This window comes from Nostoc sp. UIC 10607 (assembly GCF_047228265.1).
GTDB lineage: Bacteria > Cyanobacteriota > Cyanobacteriia > Cyanobacteriales > Nostocaceae > Nostoc > Nostoc foliaceum_A.
Map to the genome: position 1 here is coordinate 274356 of NZ_JBIQNW010000004.1, position 20038 is coordinate 294393.

General features: G+C 42.8%; 20 protein-coding genes and 2 pseudogenes. 8 read left to right on the top strand and 14 right to left on the bottom strand.

Features of this window, described 5'->3' with window-relative positions; translation table 11 throughout:
• Positions 1–287: 287 nt before the first annotated feature.
• Entirely contained in the window at positions 288–914 is a 627-nt protein-coding gene (gene nadD / locus ACEYW6_RS06050) for a nicotinate (nicotinamide) nucleotide adenylyltransferase (RefSeq protein WP_412979001.1), read from the top strand.
• 116 nt (positions 915–1030) lie between these two features.
• Positions 1031–2044 carry a type I glyceraldehyde-3-phosphate dehydrogenase gene (locus ACEYW6_RS06055; RefSeq protein WP_190893793.1) on the top strand — a complete coding sequence of 338 codons (1014 nt, stop codon included), beginning with the start codon at positions 1031–1033 and terminating at the stop codon, positions 2042–2044.
• Positions 2045–2145: 101 nt separating this feature from the next.
• Here ACEYW6_RS06055 and thiL read toward each other — a convergent pair whose 3' ends face one another.
• On the bottom strand, positions 2146–3168 hold the full coding sequence (gene thiL / locus ACEYW6_RS06060) for a thiamine-phosphate kinase (protein ID WP_412979002.1): 1023 nt from the start codon (positions 3166–3168) through the stop codon (positions 2146–2148).
• 89 nt (positions 3169–3257) lie between these two features.
• Between thiL and ACEYW6_RS06065 the strand changes: the two are divergent.
• A pseudogene (locus tag ACEYW6_RS06065) lies at positions 3258–3506 on the top strand (Uma2 family endonuclease); the annotation flags it as partial.
• Positions 3507–3585: 79 nt separating this feature from the next.
• On the opposite strand, the gene ACEYW6_RS06070 reads toward ACEYW6_RS06065, so the two are convergent.
• Positions 3586–5160 carry a group II intron reverse transcriptase/maturase gene (locus ACEYW6_RS06070; protein WP_412979003.1) on the bottom strand — a complete coding sequence of 525 codons (1575 nt, stop codon included), beginning with the start codon at positions 5158–5160 and terminating at the stop codon, positions 3586–3588.
• A 551-nt stretch (positions 5161–5711) separates the two neighbouring features.
• Between ACEYW6_RS06070 and ACEYW6_RS06075 the strand changes: the two are divergent.
• Positions 5712–6065: pseudogene (locus tag ACEYW6_RS06075) on the top strand (Uma2 family endonuclease); the annotation flags it as partial.
• Positions 6066–6127: 62 nt separating this feature from the next.
• Here ACEYW6_RS06075 and ACEYW6_RS06080 read toward each other — a convergent pair.
• Positions 6128–7234 (bottom strand): peptidylprolyl isomerase, encoded by a 1107-nt coding sequence (locus ACEYW6_RS06080; protein ID WP_412979004.1) that lies wholly within the window; start codon positions 7232–7234, stop codon positions 6128–6130.
• A gap of 204 nt (positions 7235–7438) precedes the next feature.
• Here ACEYW6_RS06080 and efp point away from each other — a divergent pair, with 204 nt between their 5' ends.
• The 3 genes from efp (at position 7439) to ACEYW6_RS06095 (ending at position 9086) form a co-directional block, all read left to right on the top strand.
• The gene (gene efp / locus ACEYW6_RS06085) at positions 7439–7996 is read left to right on the top strand and encodes an elongation factor P (protein ID WP_114083704.1); all 558 of its coding nucleotides are present in this window, start codon (positions 7439–7441) and stop codon (positions 7994–7996) included.
• 108 nt (positions 7997–8104) lie between these two features.
• On the top strand, positions 8105–8662 hold the full coding sequence (gene accB / locus ACEYW6_RS06090) for an acetyl-CoA carboxylase biotin carboxyl carrier protein (RefSeq protein ID WP_190893789.1): 558 nt from the start codon (positions 8105–8107) through the stop codon (positions 8660–8662).
• Between the two features lie 76 nt (positions 8663–8738).
• Positions 8739–9086, top strand: coding sequence for an ArsR/SmtB family transcription factor (locus ACEYW6_RS06095; RefSeq protein WP_190893788.1), 348 nt, complete (start codon positions 8739–8741; stop codon positions 9084–9086).
• An 85-nt stretch (positions 9087–9171) separates the two neighbouring features.
• On the opposite strand, the gene ACEYW6_RS06100 is transcribed toward ACEYW6_RS06095, so the two are convergent.
• Complete coding sequence (locus ACEYW6_RS06100; protein ID WP_412979005.1) at positions 9172–9783, bottom strand: GerMN domain-containing protein; 612 nt, start codon at positions 9781–9783, stop codon at positions 9172–9174.
• A 403-nt stretch (positions 9784–10186) separates the two neighbouring features.
• Positions 10187–12001, bottom strand: coding sequence for a proline--tRNA ligase (locus ACEYW6_RS06105; RefSeq protein WP_412979006.1), 1815 nt, complete (start codon positions 11999–12001; stop codon positions 10187–10189).
• A gap of 150 nt (positions 12002–12151) precedes the next feature.
• Between ACEYW6_RS06105 and ACEYW6_RS06110 the strand changes: the two genes are divergently transcribed.
• A complete protein-coding gene (locus tag ACEYW6_RS06110; protein WP_412979007.1) occupies positions 12152–13534 on the top strand; it encodes a 1-acyl-sn-glycerol-3-phosphate acyltransferase in 1383 nt (460 codons plus the stop codon).
• Between the two features lie 49 nt (positions 13535–13583).
• On the opposite strand, the gene ACEYW6_RS06115 is transcribed toward ACEYW6_RS06110, so the two are convergent.
• From ACEYW6_RS06115 to cysE, 9 genes are all read right to left on the bottom strand, one after another.
• Positions 13584–14165, bottom strand: a complete 582-nt coding sequence (locus ACEYW6_RS06115; protein WP_412979008.1) for a Uma2 family endonuclease — start codon at positions 14163–14165, stop codon at positions 13584–13586.
• Between the two features lie 51 nt (positions 14166–14216).
• On the bottom strand, positions 14217–15365 hold the full coding sequence (locus ACEYW6_RS06120; RefSeq protein WP_412979009.1) for a PD-(D/E)XK nuclease family protein: 1149 nt from the start codon (positions 15363–15365) through the stop codon (positions 14217–14219).
• 252 nt (positions 15366–15617) lie between these two features.
• Complete coding sequence (locus ACEYW6_RS06125; protein WP_412979010.1) at positions 15618–16160, bottom strand: (2Fe-2S) ferredoxin domain-containing protein; 543 nt, start codon at positions 16158–16160, stop codon at positions 15618–15620.
• Positions 16161–16284: 124 nt separating this feature from the next.
• Complete coding sequence (gene nifT / locus ACEYW6_RS06130) at positions 16285–16488, bottom strand: putative nitrogen fixation protein NifT (RefSeq protein WP_114083693.1); 204 nt, start codon at positions 16486–16488, stop codon at positions 16285–16287.
• Positions 16463–16750, bottom strand: coding sequence for a nitrogen fixation protein NifZ (locus ACEYW6_RS06135; RefSeq protein ID WP_012407236.1), 288 nt, complete (start codon positions 16748–16750; stop codon positions 16463–16465). The genes nifT and ACEYW6_RS06135 overlap by 26 nt, the downstream gene beginning before the upstream one ends.
• Complete coding sequence (nifV, locus tag ACEYW6_RS06140; protein WP_190893781.1) at positions 16737–17870, bottom strand: homocitrate synthase; 1134 nt, start codon at positions 17868–17870, stop codon at positions 16737–16739. The genes ACEYW6_RS06135 and nifV overlap by 14 nt, the downstream gene beginning before the upstream one ends.
• Before the next feature lie 371 nt (positions 17871–18241).
• Positions 18242–18439 (bottom strand): DUF2949 domain-containing protein, encoded by a 198-nt coding sequence (locus ACEYW6_RS06145; RefSeq protein ID WP_190732974.1) that lies wholly within the window; start codon positions 18437–18439, stop codon positions 18242–18244.
• Positions 18440–18745: 306 nt separating this feature from the next.
• The gene (locus ACEYW6_RS06150; protein ID WP_412979011.1) at positions 18746–19015 is read right to left on the bottom strand and encodes an Asr1405/Asl0597 family protein; all 270 of its coding nucleotides are present in this window, start codon (positions 19013–19015) and stop codon (positions 18746–18748) included.
• A gap of 60 nt (positions 19016–19075) precedes the next feature.
• Positions 19076–19825, bottom strand: coding sequence for a serine O-acetyltransferase (gene cysE, locus ACEYW6_RS06155; protein WP_190893779.1), 750 nt, complete (start codon positions 19823–19825; stop codon positions 19076–19078).
• Positions 19826–20038: the final 213 nt, after the last annotated feature.

Here is a 20038-nt window from a genome sequence, read left to right on the forward strand (position 1 = left end):
GATGTTTCTGCTCTGGTTTTCCTTGTTCAGAATGATTTTACCTTGGTTAGAGGTTTTTGCTATTTCTGAACTGTTGTTAAGATTATTCTGAAAATTTTTGCAACATCGGGAAAGAAATTCTTGTAATGTCAAATACATATTTTTGGCTACCTTACTGGAATTGGCTACATAATACATTGTTTAGTGAAACTGATTTTAAATTGCATCAAGTATAGGCATGAATTGACTACAATAGTACATTGGTAATGAAACTATTTTTCAATTGCATAAAACCCACGCACAACTGGATGCAGCAACTAGCAATTTTTGGTGGCACATTTGATCCAATTCATTGGGGACACCTGCTTGTAGCCGAGACAGCAATGCAAGAAGTATCTCTTGAAAAGGTAATTTGGGTGCCATCCCTAAATCTTCCCCACAAAGAAGCAACTTTGTTTGAGCATCGTGTGGGAATGCTGCAATTAGCCATAAAAGATAACCCAGGGTTTACTGTCTCACTAGTGGAGGCAAATCGCTCTGGGACTTCCTATGGCATTAACACCCTGATAGACTTATCTGCTTCTTACCCAAATACTCACTGGTACTGGATTGTGGGCTTGGATACTTTCCAAACCCTACCCCGTTGGTACCGTGGACACGAACTAGCACAAATGTGTGATTGGTTAATCGCACCCCGACTGCTAGGTGGTGAGACTATAACTCAAAGCAAATTAATCTGCAAGCAAGTGGAGCAACAACTTAAGGAGCAGTCACATACCATTCACTGGCAACTCTTGAATATACCTTTAGTAGGAGTTTCGTCAAGTCTAATTCGCAAATTTTGCCGTGAAGGCAAGTCAATTCGTTATTTAGTCCCGGAATCGGTTAGATCATATATCACTAACAACAATCTCTACTCCCACAAATCTGAATAAATTATGTGTTTTTTTATTGATCTAACACTTTATGGTTAAAAGTGCCCCCCCCCTTTGCGATATGATTGGGGTCAACGATATCAACATATAAGCATAAATACAGAGGGCAAGACACTGTGATTAGAGTTGCAATCAACGGTTTCGGGCGGATTGGACGTAACTTTGCGCGTTGCTGGGTGGGTAGAGAGAACAGTCAAATCGATCTTGTCGCTATTAATGACACTTCAGACCCTAGAACCAATGCTCACCTGCTCAAGTATGACTCAATGCTAGGGAAGATCAAGGGTGCTGAGATTAGTGCCGATGATAACTCTATCATCGTTAACGGTAAGACCATTAAGTGCGTATCCGATCGCAACCCAGAAAACTTGCCCTGGAAAGATTGGGGAATTGACCTAATTATCGAAGCAACCGGGGTATTTACTAGCAAAGAAGGAGCGCTCAAGCATGTGAATGCTGGAGCCAAGAAAGTTCTGATTACCGCTCCTGGTAAAAACGAGGATGGCACTTTTGTGGTTGGTGTGAATCATCACGACTATGACCACAACAAACACCACATTATCAGTAATGCTAGCTGTACTACCAACTGCTTGGCACCAATCGCCAAGGTGTTGAACGATAAGTTCGGCATCATTAAAGGTACGATGACTACCACCCACAGTTATACAGGTGACCAGCGTTTGCTAGACGCTTCTCACCGGGATTTGCGGCGGGCGAGGGCAGCAGCGATAAACATTGTACCCACCTCTACTGGTGCAGCAAAAGCAGTGGCACTGGTTATCCCAGACCTCAGAGGCAAGCTAAATGGCGTTGCCTTACGCGTACCAACCCCGAACGTCTCAATGGTAGATTTCGTAGTTCAGGTTGAGAAGCGTACTATTACTGAAGAAGTTAACCAAGCTCTCAAAGATGCTGCCGAAGGCCCACTTAAAGGCATTTTGGACTATAGCGAACTAGAACTGGTATCTTCCGATTATCAAGGCAGTGATGCTTCTTCGATTGTTGATTCCAGCTTGACTTTGGTTATGGGTAATGACCTAGTGAAAGTTATGGCGTGGTATGACAATGAGTGGGGTTACAGCCAACGAGTCTTGGATTTAGCAGAATTAGTAGCTGCAAAGTGGGTTTAATTAAAAAGTTAGGAGTGAGGAGTGAAGAATTAGGAATAAGGAGTCAAGAGTGAGGAATTAAAACTCATAACTCCTAACTCCTAACTTCTAACTTCTAACTCCTAACTCTTGAAGTGTTGAAATCCCTGGCTAAGACTTAGAACTTGGTCAGGGAATTTTTTTTGTTCGTCGTGCAATAGTACTGTTGATCCGGGTGTAATTTTGCCTACGATCGCAGCACCTTGACCAAGATGTTGTACTAAGGCTAACGCTGACTCTTGTGGCAAGCACAACACTAATTCAAAGTCTTCGCCACCATACAGAGCATATTCCAATGCTTGCTCTTGTGTGAGCCAATTGTCAAAAGCTGCTGGCAAGGAAATTTGTCTGCGTTCTAGGACAGCGCCAACACAACTGGCGCGGCAAATTTGGATAATCGCATCTGCCAAACCATCGCTGCTATCCATACCAGCAACGGGGAATTGGGAGTTAGGAGTTAAGATTTTCAAGAGGATTGGCAAGACATCTAATCGTGGTTGTGGGCGCTGGTGTGTGCGGATTAGAGCCGTCTTTTCTTGATCTTTGAGGCTTTGTTGTAATTCGGGATGCAAGAGCAGTTCTAAGCCAGCATGGGAGGCTCCATGAACGCCTGTAACGACGATTGCATCTCCCACTATAGCAGCAGAACGCCGGATAATTTGACTAGGGTTAACTTGACCAAAAGCAGTAATTGCCAGAGTAGTCACAGGCGATCGCACAACATCACCCCCGACAATTGAGGTATTGTATTTTTGCAGGCATTCTGTCATTCCTTGGTACAATCGCTCAACCCAACTTACTCTAACTTCACCGGGGAGTCCTAACCCAACGGTAATTCCCAATGGGGAAGCGCCCATTGCTGCTAAATCTGATAAATTGGCAGCAGCAGCTCGCCAACCAGCATCTTCTGGGGAAGTGGTGACATTGCTAAAATGTACGCCGTCAATCAGCACATCTGTAGTCACCACCAAAGATTGCTTTGGTGCTGTCACAATTACAGCTGCATCATCGCCGATAATTTCTGGAGGACAAAAGCGCTGCAATCTTTCTAAAATACCTTGTTCACCAATGTCTTTTACTTGTTGAGAAGATAACTCACTGTTCACAATCGGTTTTCCGTGTTGCAAAATTACTAAGAAAACTGATGATTTACTTTACTGTTTAAGATAAGGGTATCGTTTAGGAGACAGTTGGGATGGTCAGTACACCAGTAACCAGCATCACCTTTGAAGAGTACTTAACCTATGATGATGGCAATGATTTCAATTATGAATTGGTGGATGGCAAGCTGGAGCTAATGAACCCGCCTACTATTGAACATTTCTTGATTGCCAAATTTCTTGAGCAATTACTAGATGCAGAAATCAAACGTTGTAGCTCACCTTTGCTGAGTTTTCGGGAAAGTGGGGTGAGGACTGGTAGAAATAAATCTAGGTTGGTTGAGTCGATGGGGAGTATTATCTCCCGCACCTCTCAGTTAAATCTGGGCGTGCGACTTTCACCGCACCCAGCTTCCGATGTTCTCAGCTTGCGCTTTTGCTCATGTGTTTGTAATCGTGGCAACTCTCATGAATTGCTTCAAGATTATTTCTCTTCCAGTTGGTGTGATTTTCATCGATGTGATGCAGGTGTACCTTTTCTTCATCAATGAACTTTAAGCCGCAGGAAGCACATCTATGGTTTTGCTTTTTAAGAGCAATAGAAGTTCCGCCGTCATAGAGCTTGCTGTTACGTTCGCTCCAGTAGGCTATATCTCCGTCATAGGGGGATTTTATTCCTTTAACCATGACGTGTTTGTTTTCGGAGAAAGGAATCGCCGGGAACGCTTTATCTAGTAATGTTTTGCTAGAATAGCGTGTTTGCTTGGTTTCCTTGTTGAATACCGTGTAAGCTCTTTTTTCAATGTGGTATAACGAGTTTCTAGACCCGTCCATCTTGCAGAACTTATGGTAATTTCTCCACCCTCTAACTACCGGGGCTAATTTCTCAGCCTTCGTGGTAGCACCATAATTCGAGTTGTTGACGATGTGTTTTACTTTCTTACGGAATGCTTTGAAGTTGTCCACCGAGGGAGTGCTTCTAAACTTTCCGTTTTTCTGGACTTTGAAGTGCCATCCGAGGAAATCAAACCCATCTGTCGCGGCGGTAACTTTGGTTTTCTTTTGGCTTACATTCATTCCGCGTTTGCGGAGGAACTCGCTGATTCTTTCAAGTATCTCTGTCGCATCATCTTCGGGTCGGAGTATAATAACCATATCGTCCGCGTATCGGACTGATGGTTCTCTGATATCCTTGGCTGAGGTTTTATCAGTGATTCTGTATCCCTGATTCGCATGATGCCTGTGTATACTCTCAATCCCGTTGAGTGCGATGTTGGCAAGCAAAGGACTGACCACTCCCCCTTGTGGGGTTCCTTGTTCAGGGAATTCTGGATTTACTCCTGCCTTGAGGCATCGGAAGATACCGAGTTTTAAGCCTTTGGGGGCGATGAGTTCGTCCATTATTGCTGAGTGGTTAATCCTATCGAAGCACTTTTCGATGTCGAGTTCGATAACTCGTTTTTCTATTCCATTGACTAAGGAGCGAAGGTTGTTAAAGATGTACGTTTGTGCATCATGAGCAGAGCGCCCAGTTCTGAACCCGTAACTCCTGGCGTGGAAAGTTGCTTCGTGTGCTGGTTCTAGTGCATATTTTGCGAGGCATTGCCAAGCTCTATCCGAGATGGTAGGTATCTTGAGTATTCTGGTAGTTCCGTCCTTTTTAGGGATGGGAATTTCCCGTAGTCCCTGATGCTTCCAATTCCCGCTATTCATCTTTAGTAGTTCTTCAAGGTTGAAGCGTTCTTCAAATGAGAGGGATTTCTTACCATCAATACCAGCCGTCTTTTTACCAGCATTTAGCTGAGATACAAGTCTAATTGCAAGAAATCGAGCCGAGGTGGATTTTAGAATGAGCTTCTGGAGTGACCTAGCTTTCCGCTTGTCTCCAACTTGAACAGCTTTGAATACGCGCTTTTGAAGGCGGAAAAGGTTACGGCGGAATTTCTTCCACGGTAAAGCTCTCCAAGATTCACTAGTATTTTTACTGTGTCTAATCATTTTCTCTTCTAGAGTTTGTATTTTCTGAACACCTCAGACCAATTACGGTCTGTCCTACCCGAATTGTGGGGATTCCTCCGCTCGTCTGGGCTACTTGGGGAACGAAAACCCCTAGACCCACAACTCGTTTTTATTCGTTCCCTCGGAGAGATTGATAATTCCGTTAGGTGTAGCCAATTCGACTACTGGATTCCCTGGACTCTTGCCGTTATCTCATTCATAATTCGGCGGGAATAAGCTCCATTTAGGTCAGGGATTTTGCGTTGCGCCCTGCCCCACGATAAGTCGCTTTTCTAGGCTCTGTTTCACCATAGGAACTCCCTGTTAGCGCCAGTGTCAACCCGCAACGGTCGTCTGATTGCGCCCTGTTCCCAGCTTCACTCTACAAGAACCGAGCTTGTTCGGTGTGGGCAGGTAAGGAGTCAATTCTGAGTCTGAATGGCAAGGCTTACACTTGCATCAATCCGAGAGTTCAGCCTTTAATGACAGTAATCTGCTGTCGGGCTGGCTTAGTTATGTATGGACTGGATACCAAGATTCACTAAGCAACGAATCGCACAAAAGACTTGTGTGTAGTTACAGTGGAACAAGCCAGAGAATTGTTAAATGCCTCAGCAGTATTTGAGTCACCTCCGTTACTAATTGTGGAGGTAGTCAGTCTAGAGTCGGTGAAACGGGACTATCGGTATAAGCGATCTGAATATGCGGCGTTAGAGGTTCCTGAATATTGGGTTGTAGACCCACTTGAAACGAAAATTTCGATTTTATTGTTGGAAGATGGATTTTACGAAGAAACAGTTTTTACAGATAGCCAGCAAATTGTGTCACGGACTTTTCCAGAATTAGCGGTTGCAGTTGATCAGATATTCACCGCCGGAAATCTGAATCAGGGGAGACGCGATTAATCGCGTCTGTACAGGAGTTAGGAGTTATTAATTAATCTCCCTCATCTCCCCCTGCTCTCTTCTTATGCTGCTTGCGGCTCAACCAGATTTTCTATTCCCTTAACCACTTTTGCCGATTCAATTTTGTCACCCGCCTTCAGTTTATCTAAAACTTCTCTGCCTTCGGTGAGATAGCCAAAAACGGCATAACGACCATCTAATAGGTTACGTCCGGCGGGGGTGAGTTCTGGTTCAAAGAGGAAGAAGAAGAATTGCGATGAACCTCCATTCACTTCACTTTCGGGACGAGCCATCACCACTGCTCCAAAAGCAGAGAAAGGCAAAACTGGCATATCGATGTAACGACCAGCTTCTTCTAGTGTAATGCCGTATGTAGGTGCTTTATCACCCTGAACTAAGACTTCTAAAGGAATAGCGCGATATTTACCCGTTTTTGGATCAATAAAACCCACGTCTTTGCCGACAGGATCTCCAGTTTGCAGAAAGTAAGATTCTTCAGAACGGGTAAATTCTAAGCCATTATAAAAACCCCGCTGCACCAAATCTACAAAATTACCAGCAGTGACAGGGGCACTATAACCATCTACTACGAGGGTCAAATCGCCTTTGTTGGTTTTGATTTCTACGGTGGCACGACCTTTAAGTTGTGGCAGGTTGCTGTACTCAGTAGGCACTTCAAAAGGAAATTCTTTCACCATTGACTCTTCTAACTGAGTTACGAGATTCAGAAGTTTGCCTCTCTCTTGCAGAATTTGTTCTTTATCTTTGCTGTTTGCCAATTCTTCCAATTTACCCACCCCAGATTTCAACTCGTTAATCCAAGCTTCGGCTTGGGGTTGGCGTTCTGCGGGAACGCTTGTTAAGATTTGGGAAGGTTTATCGAGAATGCGGGATGCTTTGCTGATGTCTTTGGAAATAGCACCCCAGCGCCGATTTGCCCGAAGTTGGGCAGAGATGTCCTCTAAACTGGCTTGTAGTTGCCGCACAGGTTTGTTATCTATCGGGAGTGCATACCGCAACAAAGCTTTGCCATCGGTAATTGCATTGCCGGCTGGCAGTGCGGCGCTACTGGAGGGAGTCCACCCAGCTGTAGTTATGCCTAAAAATATTGTTACCAGCAGTATTGCCATTAGGCTGTTCTTCAGCCAGGATTTTAATAAGTTAAGCATGGGATAACTCAAATGCAGCATTAAATTGTTGACTGGACGTAACCCATAAATAATCTTCCCACGTTAGGTGATGAGTGGAGCAGAGGTCTAGTCCAGGGGAACAAATGACAAATGACAAATGACAACTAACTAATGACAAATGCCCAATGACGACCCTAGAAGGGTACAATAAATGCCGATTGTCTTCCAAAATTTGAAAGTTTCATGATCTCCAGTAACGACTTTCGACCCGGTGTTTCCATTGTATTAGATGGGTCTGTATGGCGAGTGCTCGAATTCTTGCACGTCAAGCCAGGCAAAGGTTCCGCCTTTGTACGAACTAAGTTAAAAAATGTCCAGAGTGGGAGCGTGATGGAAAAAACGTTCCGAGCAGGGGAAACAGTGCCGCAAGCCACGCTAGAAAAAAGCACGATGCAGCATACCTATAAAGAGGGCGATGAGTTCGTCTTTATGGATATGGAAACCTACGAAGAAGGCAGATTGACCCGTGCACAAATTGGCGATCGCGTCAAGTACCTCAAGGAAGGTATGGAAGCTGAAGTTATTAAGTGGGGCGACCAGGTGCTGGGAGTAGAATTGCCTAAGTCTGTGGTTCTGGAAATTGTACAAACAGATCCAGGTTTAAAAGGTGACACTGCCACAGGTGGCTCAAAACCAGCAACTCTGGAAACTGGTGCAATTGTGATGGTTCCTTTGTTTATTTCCCAAGGAGAACGCATCAAAGTTGATACTCAGGAAGATAAGTATATCAGCAGGGAATAACTTTCATCTCTATTGAGATGCAAGTCCCCATTGAAATCCCTATATAGGGATTAAATCCCTGCCACACTTAAGATGCTAATTTACAGATAGGTCGAGGTAATAAAAACTGTGCCATTGGACTTTAATGAAATTCGCCAACTACTGGCAACTATCGCACAAACAGATATTGCAGAAGTCACGCTCAAAAGCGATGATTTTGAACTAACAGTCCGTAAGGCTGTGAGCGTCAGCAATCAGATGTTGTCGGTAGGTCAAGCGACCTTCGGCGGTGTGGTAGGTTCGGGCTTGACATCGGGTTCATCTGGGGGAAACCAGGTGAACGCGAGTCAGGTAACGGAGGTATCCACATCTCGGGTGTTTGAGAATACTGGAACTAGCACACAATTACAGTTGTCAGTAAATGCCCCCTTAACTATTGACCAGAGATTATTAGAAGTGCCTTCCCCAATGGTGGGAACGTTTTATCGCGCTCCTGCACCGGGGGAAGCGGCATTTGTGGAAGTGGGCGATCGCGTCCGCAAGGGTCAAACAGTCTGTATTATTGAGGCCATGAAGCTGATGAATGAAATCGAAGCCGAAGTCTCTGGACAGGTGATGGAAATTCTCCTCCAAAATGGTGACCCAGTAGAATATGGTCAACCTTTGATGCGAATTAACCCTGATTAAGTATTAATCTATATATCAAATGAGTCATCCCAAATGAGTCATCGTTAAAATTTTCAGTCCTTGTGGGTCAATCCTGATGAAACAAACGTTGCCTTTACCACCAGAAGTGGTGCAACAAGTAGCTGAATACTTCAGCCTGTTAAGTGAGCCAATGCGCCTGCGGCTGCTCCACTTATTACGGGATGAAGAAAAATGCGTGCAAGAGTTGGTAGAGGCAACACAGACTTCTCAGGCAAATGTATCGAAACACCTGAAGGTAATGTGGCAAGCGGGTATTCTTAGCCGCCGCAGTGAAGGAACTTGCGCCTATTACCGGGTGGAAGATCAAATGATTTTTGATTTATGTAATCGGGTTTGCGATCGCCTCGCCACAAGGTTAGAAGAACAAGCCCGTAATTTTCGTGTTTTAAATAGCAAACGGTAATTCTAAGAGAGTTATGAGTTATGAGTTATGAGTTATGAGTTATGAGTTAAAACTCCTCACTCCTAACTTGTAACTCCTAACTTTTTTAAAGCGGATAGTTTTTCTGAAAGCTTTCACGAGTTAGCGGTTGTTGTAACTCTACACCTTCACCGCCTAAAACATCTAACGGTTTGCCGTTCACATCAATGTACACTTTGGCTTTGGGATTTAAAGTTGTCGCAGTATAAACAACTTGTCCCACACGACCCATCATTGAGGTGCTACCACCACCGCTGGTAAAATCTTCGGATAAATTAACGTGAACCTCATCATTTTCCGCCTTCAGCCCCAACAGCTTTGTTCCTTTGGGGATGGTTGTTGAATCTGTTCCTTCTGTTGGGCCTGCTAACAAACTTTGAAAAGCTGATTCTAAAGGCTGATTGGGTCTTATAGAAGCTACTTTCAGAGGCTGGGGAACCAAAACAACACTTTTATCTTTTGGTCTTAGCCAATAAACGTTAGGGGTTTGCTCATTACTTGGCTGCCTAGTTGATGGCTGTGCTGGTTGAGCGATTCGCCCAGAGGGGTTTGACGGTGTGGGAGTATTGCTGGATTGTGAAGTAAACCAAGCTACGCCACCACCCACCGCTACAACCGCCGCTGAGACGGCTGCAATTACGCCTGAAGAAATACGATTAGATCCTTGTTGGTCTTTCATGTTCAAAACCTTCCTAACTGAGGGCTGATATGGTAGTTATGTGAGGAGCAGCCTGGTTAAAGACGATACTTATAGGTGGAGAGTTTCCCACAACCTAGAGGAGACTTTATGTCTCAAAGGCGATTATTTTTTAATTTTGCAAGTCCTTGATTCAATTTTAGAATTTTTACTTCTAATCCGTCACCTGCCAAATTATGTAAGTTTTGGGGAGTGGGGAGATGAGGGGGATGAGGAATCTGACTTTTCAGGGTATCTGGAAAACCTCTCTCAAAATCTCTCTCCTTCTAGGAGAGAGACTTTGAATTTTCCCCTTCTGTTGTGAGAAGCAGGTTTAGGGGGTTAGGTTTTTTGTGGATCTTTCCAAATGACGTGAAAAGTTAGGTTGGGAATGGAAAATTTTCTACTATCTACTTCCTTCTATTGCTTCAGTAATCCACTGTTTGAGTGTAGTTGTAACTTCATCAATGACAATTTCTTGAGATTTACGGGTAGCTCTTTCTACAACTTCGACTTTTCCATTAGCGATCGCACGCCCGGTTACAATCCTATAGGGGATGCCAATTAAGTCAGCATCTTTAAATTTCACTCCAGCCCGTTCATCGCGGTCATCGAGTAGGGTTTCAATTCCCGCTTGATTGAGTTCTGTGTAAAGTTTTTGGGCGATTTCGATTTGTTGAGCATCCTTAATGTTGGGAATCGTGACGATCGCGTGATAAGGTGCGATCGCAACTGGCCAAATAATCCCATCTTTATCGTAAGATTGCTCTACGGCAGCTTGCGCTAATCGTGATACACCTACGCCAAAACAACCCATAAATAGCGGTTTTTCTTCACCCTGTTCATTGGTATAAGTTGCACCCATCGCTTGGGAATATTTAGTGCCTAATTGGAAGATGTGACCTGCTTCAATTCCACGGGCACTTGCAAGAGTTTGTTCTGGATTATGGATGGCGCGATCGCCTGATCTTGACTTACGAATATCTACTACTCGCTCTGGTAACTTAAATTGCTCACCCCAATTGGCACCAACTACGTGATAGCCAGCTTCATTCGCCCCTGTAACAAAGTTTTTTAAATCAACAGCTGTTTGATCCACTAAGCGCAAAAACCTGGGATGAATCTGTTTGTTGGCGGTAATATACTCATCTGCGATATCTGGCGCAATGTAGCCTAAAGGTAGAGATTTAGCTGTCCATGCTTGCTGTGCTTCTACGTTTGGTACATTCAAACTAATAATAGTTTTAGCACCATATTCAGAAGCTAATTTGGTCAATTCATTTTGCAATTTGACTTCATTAACTTCCTGATCGCCTCGGATGCTCACCAGAACTAATACCGTTATACCATTATCATAAACGGTTTGATAAAGGACGTTTTTCACCAATTGAGTGGGAGAACAGTTGAGGAGTTGACACACCTTTTCAATCGTTTCTGTTCCAGGTGTATCGCGTTTCTCGTAGGTTGTAAACCGTGAGGTTTCGGCGTCAATTGGTAAAGAAACAGCCTTTTCTACGTTAGCGGCGTATTTACCATCCTCAGTGTAGAGAACTTCGTCTTCGCCAGCTTCCGCTAAAATCATAAATTCTGTGGAACCAGAACCACCAATTGCACCAGAATCGGCTTCCACTGCGCGAAAAGCTAAACCAGAACGCCGCAGGATATTGCTGTAGGCTTTATACATATCCTGGTAAGTTTCTTTGAGGCTGGCTTCATCGGTATGGAAAGAGTAGCCATCCTTCATGATAAATTCCCGTCCGCGCATCAAACCAAAGCGGGGACGAATTTCATCGCGGAATTTGGTTTGAATTTGGTAGAGATGTAGTGGTAGTTGGCGATACGAGCGAATCATATCACGAGCGATCGCTGTGATTACTTCTTCATGAGTTGGGCCTAATCCTAATTGTTGCTCACGGCGGTCAATTAGGGAAAACATGATCCCCTCGGCTTTGGTGTAAGTATCCCAGCGTCCCGATTCCTTCCATAAATCGGCTGGTTGTAATTGTGGCAAAAGACATTCTTGTGCGCCTGTAGCGTTCATTTCTTCCCGCACAATCTGGGAAACTTTTTGCAATACCCGCCACATCAGCGGGAGATAAGCATAGATCCCACTACCGATGCGACGAATGTAACCTGCACGGAGTAATAATTTATGACTGGGAATCTCAGCATCAGCTGGATCGTCCCGGAGTGTAACGAATAACATTTGTGAAAGTCGCATCGTTTATAGCCTTTCCAGAATCACTAATTTCTATGTCAACTAAAGTATGAAGTATTAAGGATGAAGTACAAAGTACACAGCGTTATTTCTTTTTCATTTTTACTTATAGCCTTCCGCCTTTTTTGATCGCAACTTTAGGAGAAAACTACCTTGGCAGATGTAATTTATCAAGCACAGGCACCCTTAGAATTTATTCCTCCGGCGTTTAACCCCTTATTTCTACGATTCGTCCATCTGTTGCTACCCAGTTGGATAAACTGGCAAACAGCTATTACCCAAATTGAAGCAGACAACGTAGAGGTTCTGGTGGATCTCTATCGCCAGTTTCAGGAGGGTAAGATCCGTTTTATGCTGGCATTTCGCCATCCGAAAACAGACGATCCATATTGTTTGACCTACTTGCTGTCTCAACTCGTGCCAAAGGTAGCGCGATCGCAAGGCACAGCACTACAACATCCCATTCACGCTCATTTTATCTACGATCGCGGCATTCCTCTATGGGCAGGTTCCCACGTTGGCTGGATTGCTTCTCATTTAGGTGGTACTCCGATTCAGCGCGGTAAGGCTGACTGGACGGGGTTGCGTTCGGCGCGTGACTTGTTCGCCAATGGGAAATTCCCAATGGCGGCTGCGCCAGAGGGTGCAACCAATGGTTTATCGGAGAATATTAGCCCCTTAGAACCCGGTATCGCCCAATTAGGCTTTTGGTGTGCTGAAGATTTGCACAAAGCTGAACGCCCCGAACAGGTTCTAATTGTACCAGTTGGGATTAAATATAGTTACGTTGATGCTCCTTGGGGTGCGATCGCAAATCTTTTAAGTGAATTGGAAGCGGCTAGTGGTTTACCTGTGAATTCATCAGAACATGCTTCTATAGAGTCGCTTTATCCCCGGTTGTTAACCTTGGCAGAACATTTACTTTCGCTGATGGAAAAATTTTACACGCGATTTTATCATCTAAAGCTGGCAGATCCCAAAACAGCAGTAGGAGGAATTGAAGATAGAAATGAAGCGTTAGCAGTTCGTTTACAAGCTTTGTTAAATGCTGCACTACAAATATCAGAACAGTATTTTAATTTGCAGTCAAAAGGTAGTTTAAGTGACCGTTGCCGGCGAGTAGAACAAGCAGGTTGGAATTATATATTTAGAGAAGAATTTAAGGATGTAAAAGGGGTATCTGCTGTTGAAAGAGCTTTAGGCGATCGCGTTGCCGAAGAAGCGAATGCGCGGATGTGGCACATGCGTTTAGTAGAAAGTTTTGTGGCTGTTTCTGGTAATTATATTCGTGAAAATCCAACGGTAGAAAGGTTTGCTGAGACAACTTTAATTTTATGGCAAATGATTGCTAAAATCAAAGGTAATAAAACTGTGCAGCGTCCGCAATTGGGTAAGCAAAAAGTTAAAATTACTGTGGGTGAACCCATATCTATTTCTGAGCATTACCCAACGTATAAGGAAAATCGTTTGGGTGCTAGACAAGCTGTTGCTGATGTGACAAATGATTTGCAACACGCATTGGAAGGATTGATTTAAATTGGTGTCCAGCGTAGACGCACAGTGACTTGTGATTAGACATAGCCTTTTATACATTAACTGGAAACACCTTAGATAAATCCAGAACTAAATCAGAAAAATATGGCAAATTAACTGACTCATTAGGCAGAAAAATTAACTTACGACGATAACCAAATTTACCTTGCAAATCTTTATAAGGTTCACTGTAAGATTCTAAATAGTTATCTAGTAAATTAAATATCCAATAGTTGGGAATACCAGCTTCTGCATAAACAGATAATTTTACATCTTGGTCATATTTCAAAGTGGAATTAGAAATTTCAATTACCAACAATACATCAGAGGGGTTAGGATGAGCTTCTAAATAGTCATCAGGACGATTTCGCACAATGACTAGATCGGGTTCTGGTTCGCTGTCATCAGGTATAATAATTGGTTCTTGTCCTCGAAGAACCGCCTCTTCTAGAACCAGCTTGAACAACTCCCGATATAAGCGGGTGCTGCAAACAGAGTGTGATGTACCTTTTGCTGCCATCTGGATTATTTCACCCTTAATTAGCTCAACTCGGTCATTCTCTTCAAAGAAGCCGAGTTCAGCTAGACGGTGATATTCAGCTATAGTAAAGCGTTTAGCAGTGGTAAGGCTCATAACAACTACGAGAATGCAGATTTATTTTTATCTTAATATAGCTGTAGCGGATTAAAGTTGTGTGACAGAGGATGATGAGGTGTCTAGGTCTTCTTTATCAGCTTCTATACTTACACCCTTCCAAGGAAAATCAAAATATTCTTCTTGAACCGTTTTTAATTCCTTTATTGACTCTTGGAAAAATAATTTAATAGCAGATAACTGGTCTTTTTCAGATAAAAACTCTTGTAGGCTTTTTTGATAAAAAATAGCTGACCATGCTGGCAAAATTGTTAAATTAATAGGAGTCCATATATTAGGCTTATCGTTAATTACTTTCTGCATTGATTCAATAATTTTTGGGCGTTGTGCAAACTTATGAGAAACCTGCAAAAATATACCTAAATATGGATAATCAGTTAAATTACTTGGATTTAACCCGAAGTATCCAACACCACAACAGAAGTCCCATTTTAAAGGACAAAGGTGAGTGTAGATAATATATCTCTCGTCCCATTTCCATTGAGTCCTACTTGCTGCGCCGTTGATAACACCTCCAAAAGCTACCTTGAATTCTTGCTGTACTTCATCATTGAGGGTTGATTCCATGAGATTGAGAGTTTTGTTAAAATTCACCATTGTCAATAAGTCAACCGATGAAAATTGATTTATGTGAGACATTCCATTTTTCCTCATGAAAATTAATATTTCTTGGACTAAGATATCAGTTGGGTGTTGTTGTAAACGGGCATAGAATTGATGCCACCTCAATTGATAAAAACTTATTTTTGGCTCTAAATTAAATGCTGGAGTTTTGATTTCTTCTTTTGGGTCATAATCACGGGTAATGTAAATTAAAATTCGATGTCTTACATTTGGTAAATTACTCAAAATCTCAGCATATTTTTTTAAAGCATTATTTCCATCCTTCGCGCCAATTTTTGATTCAATAAATATTACATCTGTATTTAAACCAGTTGAGAGTTCAACCACAATATCAAGTCTGCTATCCTCTGTATGGCTTTCAAGTCCTTTGTGTTCTTGTTGGGTTGAAATCTTGACGCTGGAATAATTATCATCACTAATGATTGAGTGATGTTTTAGCCAATCAACTAAAATATCATTATTCAGGGATAAAAAATAAGCAACAATTTCAGTAAAAAAATCTTCAAGCGGCTTACTTCCTGAATGTAGGTTGAGTAAATTGCTAAACAAAGACATTGATTTTTAGCTATTTAAGATATTTATGGAAAATGTATACGCAATAACTAGCGTTTTAGTCTAGCTTGAACAAGGCTACTGGAAAATTTTATACGTTCTGTTTGTATTCGGTATTACTAGCAGTGCAGCAGTTATAACTTAGCCGATCGCAGTTTGCCAAGGGTGCTACACAGACGATACTTACAACAAATAGGGGTAAAATTTTACCCCTCCAAGATTGCGTATTATTTTAAGAATAACTAGAGAAGATTATTACTCTGTTAAGTGACTTTCTAGCAAAGTTGCGATCGCATCAGGATGAATATTCTTGTATTTCTTTTTACCAAGGTGTAAAACACAGTTGGGAGCGCTGCCACAGCATTTTTGGCAACTCGTATGTTCAATGGTAACTTTGTCTAACAAACCGCGATCGCACAAAGTTTTTTCTAATTCTGATAATAACCCTTTACCACCACGTTTCAGGCAACCGCCCTTTTGACATACCATAATCCTCGCTTTGCTTTGAGGTGGTAACTCTTGCTTTGGACACCCATCGATTGGTGTCACCCGATAGGCTTTAATTTTTATTTTACTTGTGCGCGAATCTATCTTACTATGGCCACAAACGCGAATTTGCTGGCCAGGAATTAAAGATGAACTTAGTAATCGGCGCAACTCTTTAGGCAGTTTAATTTCCACATTTCCAGATGGAACTGCCAATTGCATATATTTATATTTTCCTGGTTCACCACCAACAAAACCTAGTAACTGTCCCTCAAGATTCAATTCTGATAACGTCAAATACTTGTCACCCATGATTGATAAAAAGTTATTGGGGATTGGGGATTGGGGGAGAGGGGAGAGGTGACAGGTAACAGGTTATAGGGAATAATCTGTACCCTGTAACCTATAACCTATTCCCTTCTTTACTCCCCATTTTTTAAGCGAGGCGTTTAGCTTCTACTGTTTGGGGTAAATTTGCTGTGTCTGGCAAATCACGAAATTCCAATTCCCAACCATTTGCTAGGGTAAGAATCTTGCCATCATTTCCATCGGTTTGTTTGACTACTTCTTCTTCAAGGTCTTTTTTAGCAACGTAAACTACTAAAGTACCGGCATCATTCATGCGTAGCATTACTTTCATGAGATTCCTCAACAGATTCTAGTTCTTTTTTCTTACAGCCGACGACGAATCCTGTTTCCAAGAAATGCACAGCATAGATATAGGAAGTCTGCAAATATGTTCCTATACTGGCTATGTAGCCGATATCTCCTTTGTTCACTAAAACTTGCCCGACTTCTTTACCAGGAAAGGTACCATCGTTTTTGAGCAGTTTCCGAACTCTGACTTTTTCACCAATTTCAAAAGCAGGTGGCAAGTTTAGTTCTAATTCATCGCGTTGCATGAGAGTACCTCTGTTCTCTGACCAAATTCAATAGTTCTTCTGTCGTCAGGCTGCGTTTTTTCTGTACCGATTGATGGCGCACTGCGTCTAAAACAGATTGGGTTTCTTGGGAGTTCAAGAAAATTCCATGCTGCTCTAGCAAGTTTGAAACCAAATGCCGTCCAGAATGTTTACCTAATACTAAACGCCGTTCCCAACCCACCTCTTCGGGAGCAAATGGTTCATAGGTAATAGGGTTTTGCAATACCCCGTGAGCATGGATGCCAGATTCGTGAGCAAAGGTATTTTCGCCAACGATCGCTTTCCAAGGTGGTACGCTAGCTCCTGATGCGGCTGCAACTAGTTGAGACAGTTCCAGCAAACTGGGAGTGTCGATGCCTAAATCAACGCCATAGATGCGTTTAATCGCCATCACAACTTCTTCTAAAGCTGCATTTCCCGCCCTTTCACCTAATCCGTTGACTGTGGTATTCACTGATAAGGCTCCAGCTTTGATACCCGCAAGAGCGTTGGCAGTTGCCAGACCAAAATCATTGTGGGTGTGGATTTCTAGGGGAATCATCAAAGCTGAAACCAGCCGTTTAACCTTGGTGTAGGTGGTGAAAGGGTCGAGAACTCCTACGGTGTCGCAGAAGCGGAACCGGGATGCACCCCATTCTTGGGCATAAAGCGCTACATCTAAAAGGAAGTTTTCATCAGCCCTGGAAGAATCTTCTCCGCCGACTGCTACCCAAAGACCTTGATCGACGGCGAAGCTGATACAGTCTTTGAGCTTTTGTAAACTTACTCGCCATTGACCGTGGAATTTGGCGGCGATTTGGATACCAGAAACCGGAATGGCAATATGCACCCGGTTCAGACCGCAAGCGATAGAAGCCTTAATATCTGAGATGACAGCACGGTTCCAGCCCAGGAGTTTTGCTTGTAAACCCAAGTCAGAAATTGCTGCGATCGCACGGGTTTCTTCGTCACCCATTGCCGGTATACCGACTTCTAATTCTGGGATACCAATAGCATCGAGAAACTTAGCGATCGCTACTTTTTCTTCTAGGTTAAAAGCAACACCTGCTGCTTGTTCGCCATCACGTAATGTAGTGTCATTAATTATGATTTGATTCATTGCAAATATCCCTCTCTTGGAAGTATTCTTAATATCCTTTCTCTCTACAATTCCCCGCGATGGTAAATGCTAAAAATATCACAATTCATAATGTAGGATACATGATCCTTAATTATTGACCTATTAGCAGCATCACATCTGTATGGCAGGGAACTAAAACCATGTATAATTTACTAATCGTTTTTACCGATGTCAGGTGAAATTTGTTCGAGTAGCAATGAACTAATATAACTATTAGCGAACCCTGAACAAAGTAAAACACAGAATCCAGCAATTAATGATGTAATCATCTTAGTAACCTCAAATTTTCTAGAGCATTGGTGTGTAATTTAGGCAGGTAATGGTACTTAAAGTTAAAGGGTTCAAATTAGCTAACTTTGTTCTGCTAGCCAATCAAAAATCTTTCCTAGCTGCTCCAAGTCAACTAAACCATACTGCCAGAGGAGCATCGGTAACGGGCCATTTTCTAATTCACGGTGTCGCAGAGCTACAGCAATATCGGCATTTGAAAGTTCAAGTTCGTTGTGCAAAAAAGTGAGGAGTTTTATATCTCTGTTACGAGTCGCCATAATTGATTGAACTTTCAATTTCTTAATTTGGGAAAAAATTAAAAATCAGAAATCCCCAGTCTGGTTTAGTAATTTCGCCTTTTTAATTGTTGCTATATGTCAGGGAAATTTCAGATTTAGTAGACTGGATAAAATCTAAAACTCGGTTAATCTCCCTCAGTCTGCAACAAATTCTGCTAGCTTACAGTAACTTCAACTTCTAAACCTATTCGAGCTTTGTGCATCTATGAACAAAAAGGATGAAGTGCAGTCAGTGCGTCATGAATTCAAGATTAATCGTGTCTGAATTAGATATTTTTGAAAGACTCATGACTCATCACTGTAATCCCAGCAACGCTCTAACCACTCTAATAATTCATGACGAGAAGCAAGAAATTGCATAACAGTACTGCGAATTAAAATCGCTTCTACCAAATTGTTCACTTGCACTCGTAAAGAACCATCGGGGGGACAGGAACTCTGAATTTTTAACTCTTGCAATCGGTGATGGATTCGCCAGCGATCGCTCAAAGGAATCTGCAAAACTTGATCGCCTAAAGAATCGGAATTAAGTTGTGAGGCGTTTAATTTTCTCATTTTGGCAGTGGGGGGAGTGAGGTAGATGAGGAGGATAAGGGAGATGAGGGAGAATAATTACTAACTCTTAACTCCTAACTCTTGTCTTAAAGTTTGCAGTTGTTTTTCGAGTTGCTCAATGCGCGAGAGCAAAGAACGAATCACGGTTGCTTCTACATCGGGTAGCTTTCCATGTTCTAAAGGAGAAAGGCTGGCGTTTTGATTCCGAGAAATAATTCGACCGGGAACTCCCACAACTGTGCAATCGTTGGGGATATCCCGCAAGACAATGGAACCTGCGCCAATACGGACGCGATCGCCAATTTGCAGATTACCCAAAACTTTCGCACCCGCCCCAATCACTGCATTTTTACCCACTGTGGGATGACGCTTACCAGTTTCTTTACCAGTTCCGCCAAGGGTAACGCCCTGGTAAATCAGTGTGTAGTCGCCCACGATCGCAGTTTCGCCAATGACAACACCCATTCCGTGGTCGATAAACACACCCTGACCAATCTCTGCACCTGGGTGAATTTCAATTCCCGTCAAAAATCGTCCCAAGTGAGAAATAAACCGGGGGATAAAACCGACTCCTCGACCATGTAACCAGTGAGCAAGACGATGCAAACAGAGTGCGTGCAATCCTGGATAGCAAAACACCACCTCTAGCCAATTCCGTGCTGCTGGATCGCGCTCAAAAATAATGCGAAAATCACTCAATAATGGCTCAAAAAAAACGCCAGAGAGTAACTTTTTCAGCATGGATGTATGTGCAGAATCCTGCGTTTTGGTAGTTGGGGGATCGCTAATACTGTCTAAAGACTGTTGCATCGGTAATGTCTATCTGGTAGAAAGAGCCATGTGCTATTTTTATGCTTATATCAGGCGACTTCCAACTCGATAGGAAACCCAATGCTGATTGGATTTATTGGATTGATTAAGGTTGTACTCAAACGCCGAAACCCCGACTCAAGATAAACTTAAAATTTCTCTTGGGGTAGGGGCGCTAGTGTTTAAGGATGGGGGTGCTAGTATTTTGGGGGC

Bases quoted from the DNA above. Each gene is read 5' to 3' on its own strand.
- ACEYW6_RS06105 (WP_412979006.1), bottom strand. From the start codon at position 12,001: ATGCGACTTTCACAAATGTTATTCGTTACACTCCGGGACGATCCAGCT.
- ACEYW6_RS06070 (WP_412979003.1), bottom strand. From the start codon at position 5,160: ATGATTAGACACAGTAAAAATACTAGTGAATCTTGGAGAGCTTTACCG.
- ACEYW6_RS06135 (WP_012407236.1), bottom strand. From the start codon at position 16,750: ATGCAACGCGATGAATTAGAACTAAACTTGCCACCTGCTTTTGAAATT.
- ACEYW6_RS06125 (WP_412979010.1), bottom strand. From the start codon at position 16,160: ATGGGTGACAAGTATTTGACGTTATCAGAATTGAATCTTGAGGGACAG.
- nifV (WP_190893781.1), bottom strand. From the start codon at position 17,870: ATGAATCAAATCATAATTAATGACACTACATTACGTGATGGCGAACAA.
- cysE (WP_190893779.1), bottom strand. From the start codon at position 19,825: ATGCAACAGTCTTTAGACAGTATTAGCGATCCCCCAACTACCAAAACG.
- ACEYW6_RS06120 (WP_412979009.1), bottom strand. From the start codon at position 15,365: ATGTCTTTGTTTAGCAATTTACTCAACCTACATTCAGGAAGTAAGCCG.
- nifT (WP_114083693.1), bottom strand. From the start codon at position 16,488: ATGAAAGTAATGCTACGCATGAATGATGCCGGTACTTTAGTAGTTTAC.
- efp (WP_114083704.1), top strand. From the start codon at position 7,439: ATGATCTCCAGTAACGACTTTCGACCCGGTGTTTCCATTGTATTAGAT.
- ACEYW6_RS06095 (WP_190893788.1), top strand. From the start codon at position 8,739: ATGAAACAAACGTTGCCTTTACCACCAGAAGTGGTGCAACAAGTAGCT.
- ACEYW6_RS06100 (WP_412979005.1), bottom strand. From the start codon at position 9,783: ATGAAAGACCAACAAGGATCTAATCGTATTTCTTCAGGCGTAATTGCA.
- ACEYW6_RS06080 (WP_412979004.1), bottom strand. From the start codon at position 7,234: ATGCTTAACTTATTAAAATCCTGGCTGAAGAACAGCCTAATGGCAATA.
- nadD (WP_412979001.1), top strand. From the start codon at position 288: ATGCAGCAACTAGCAATTTTTGGTGGCACATTTGATCCAATTCATTGG.
- ACEYW6_RS06115 (WP_412979008.1), bottom strand. From the start codon at position 14,165: ATGAGCCTTACCACTGCTAAACGCTTTACTATAGCTGAATATCACCGT.
- ACEYW6_RS06150 (WP_412979011.1), bottom strand. From the start codon at position 19,015: ATGAGAAAATTAAACGCCTCACAACTTAATTCCGATTCTTTAGGCGAT.
- ACEYW6_RS06145 (WP_190732974.1), bottom strand. From the start codon at position 18,439: ATGGCGACTCGTAACAGAGATATAAAACTCCTCACTTTTTTGCACAAC.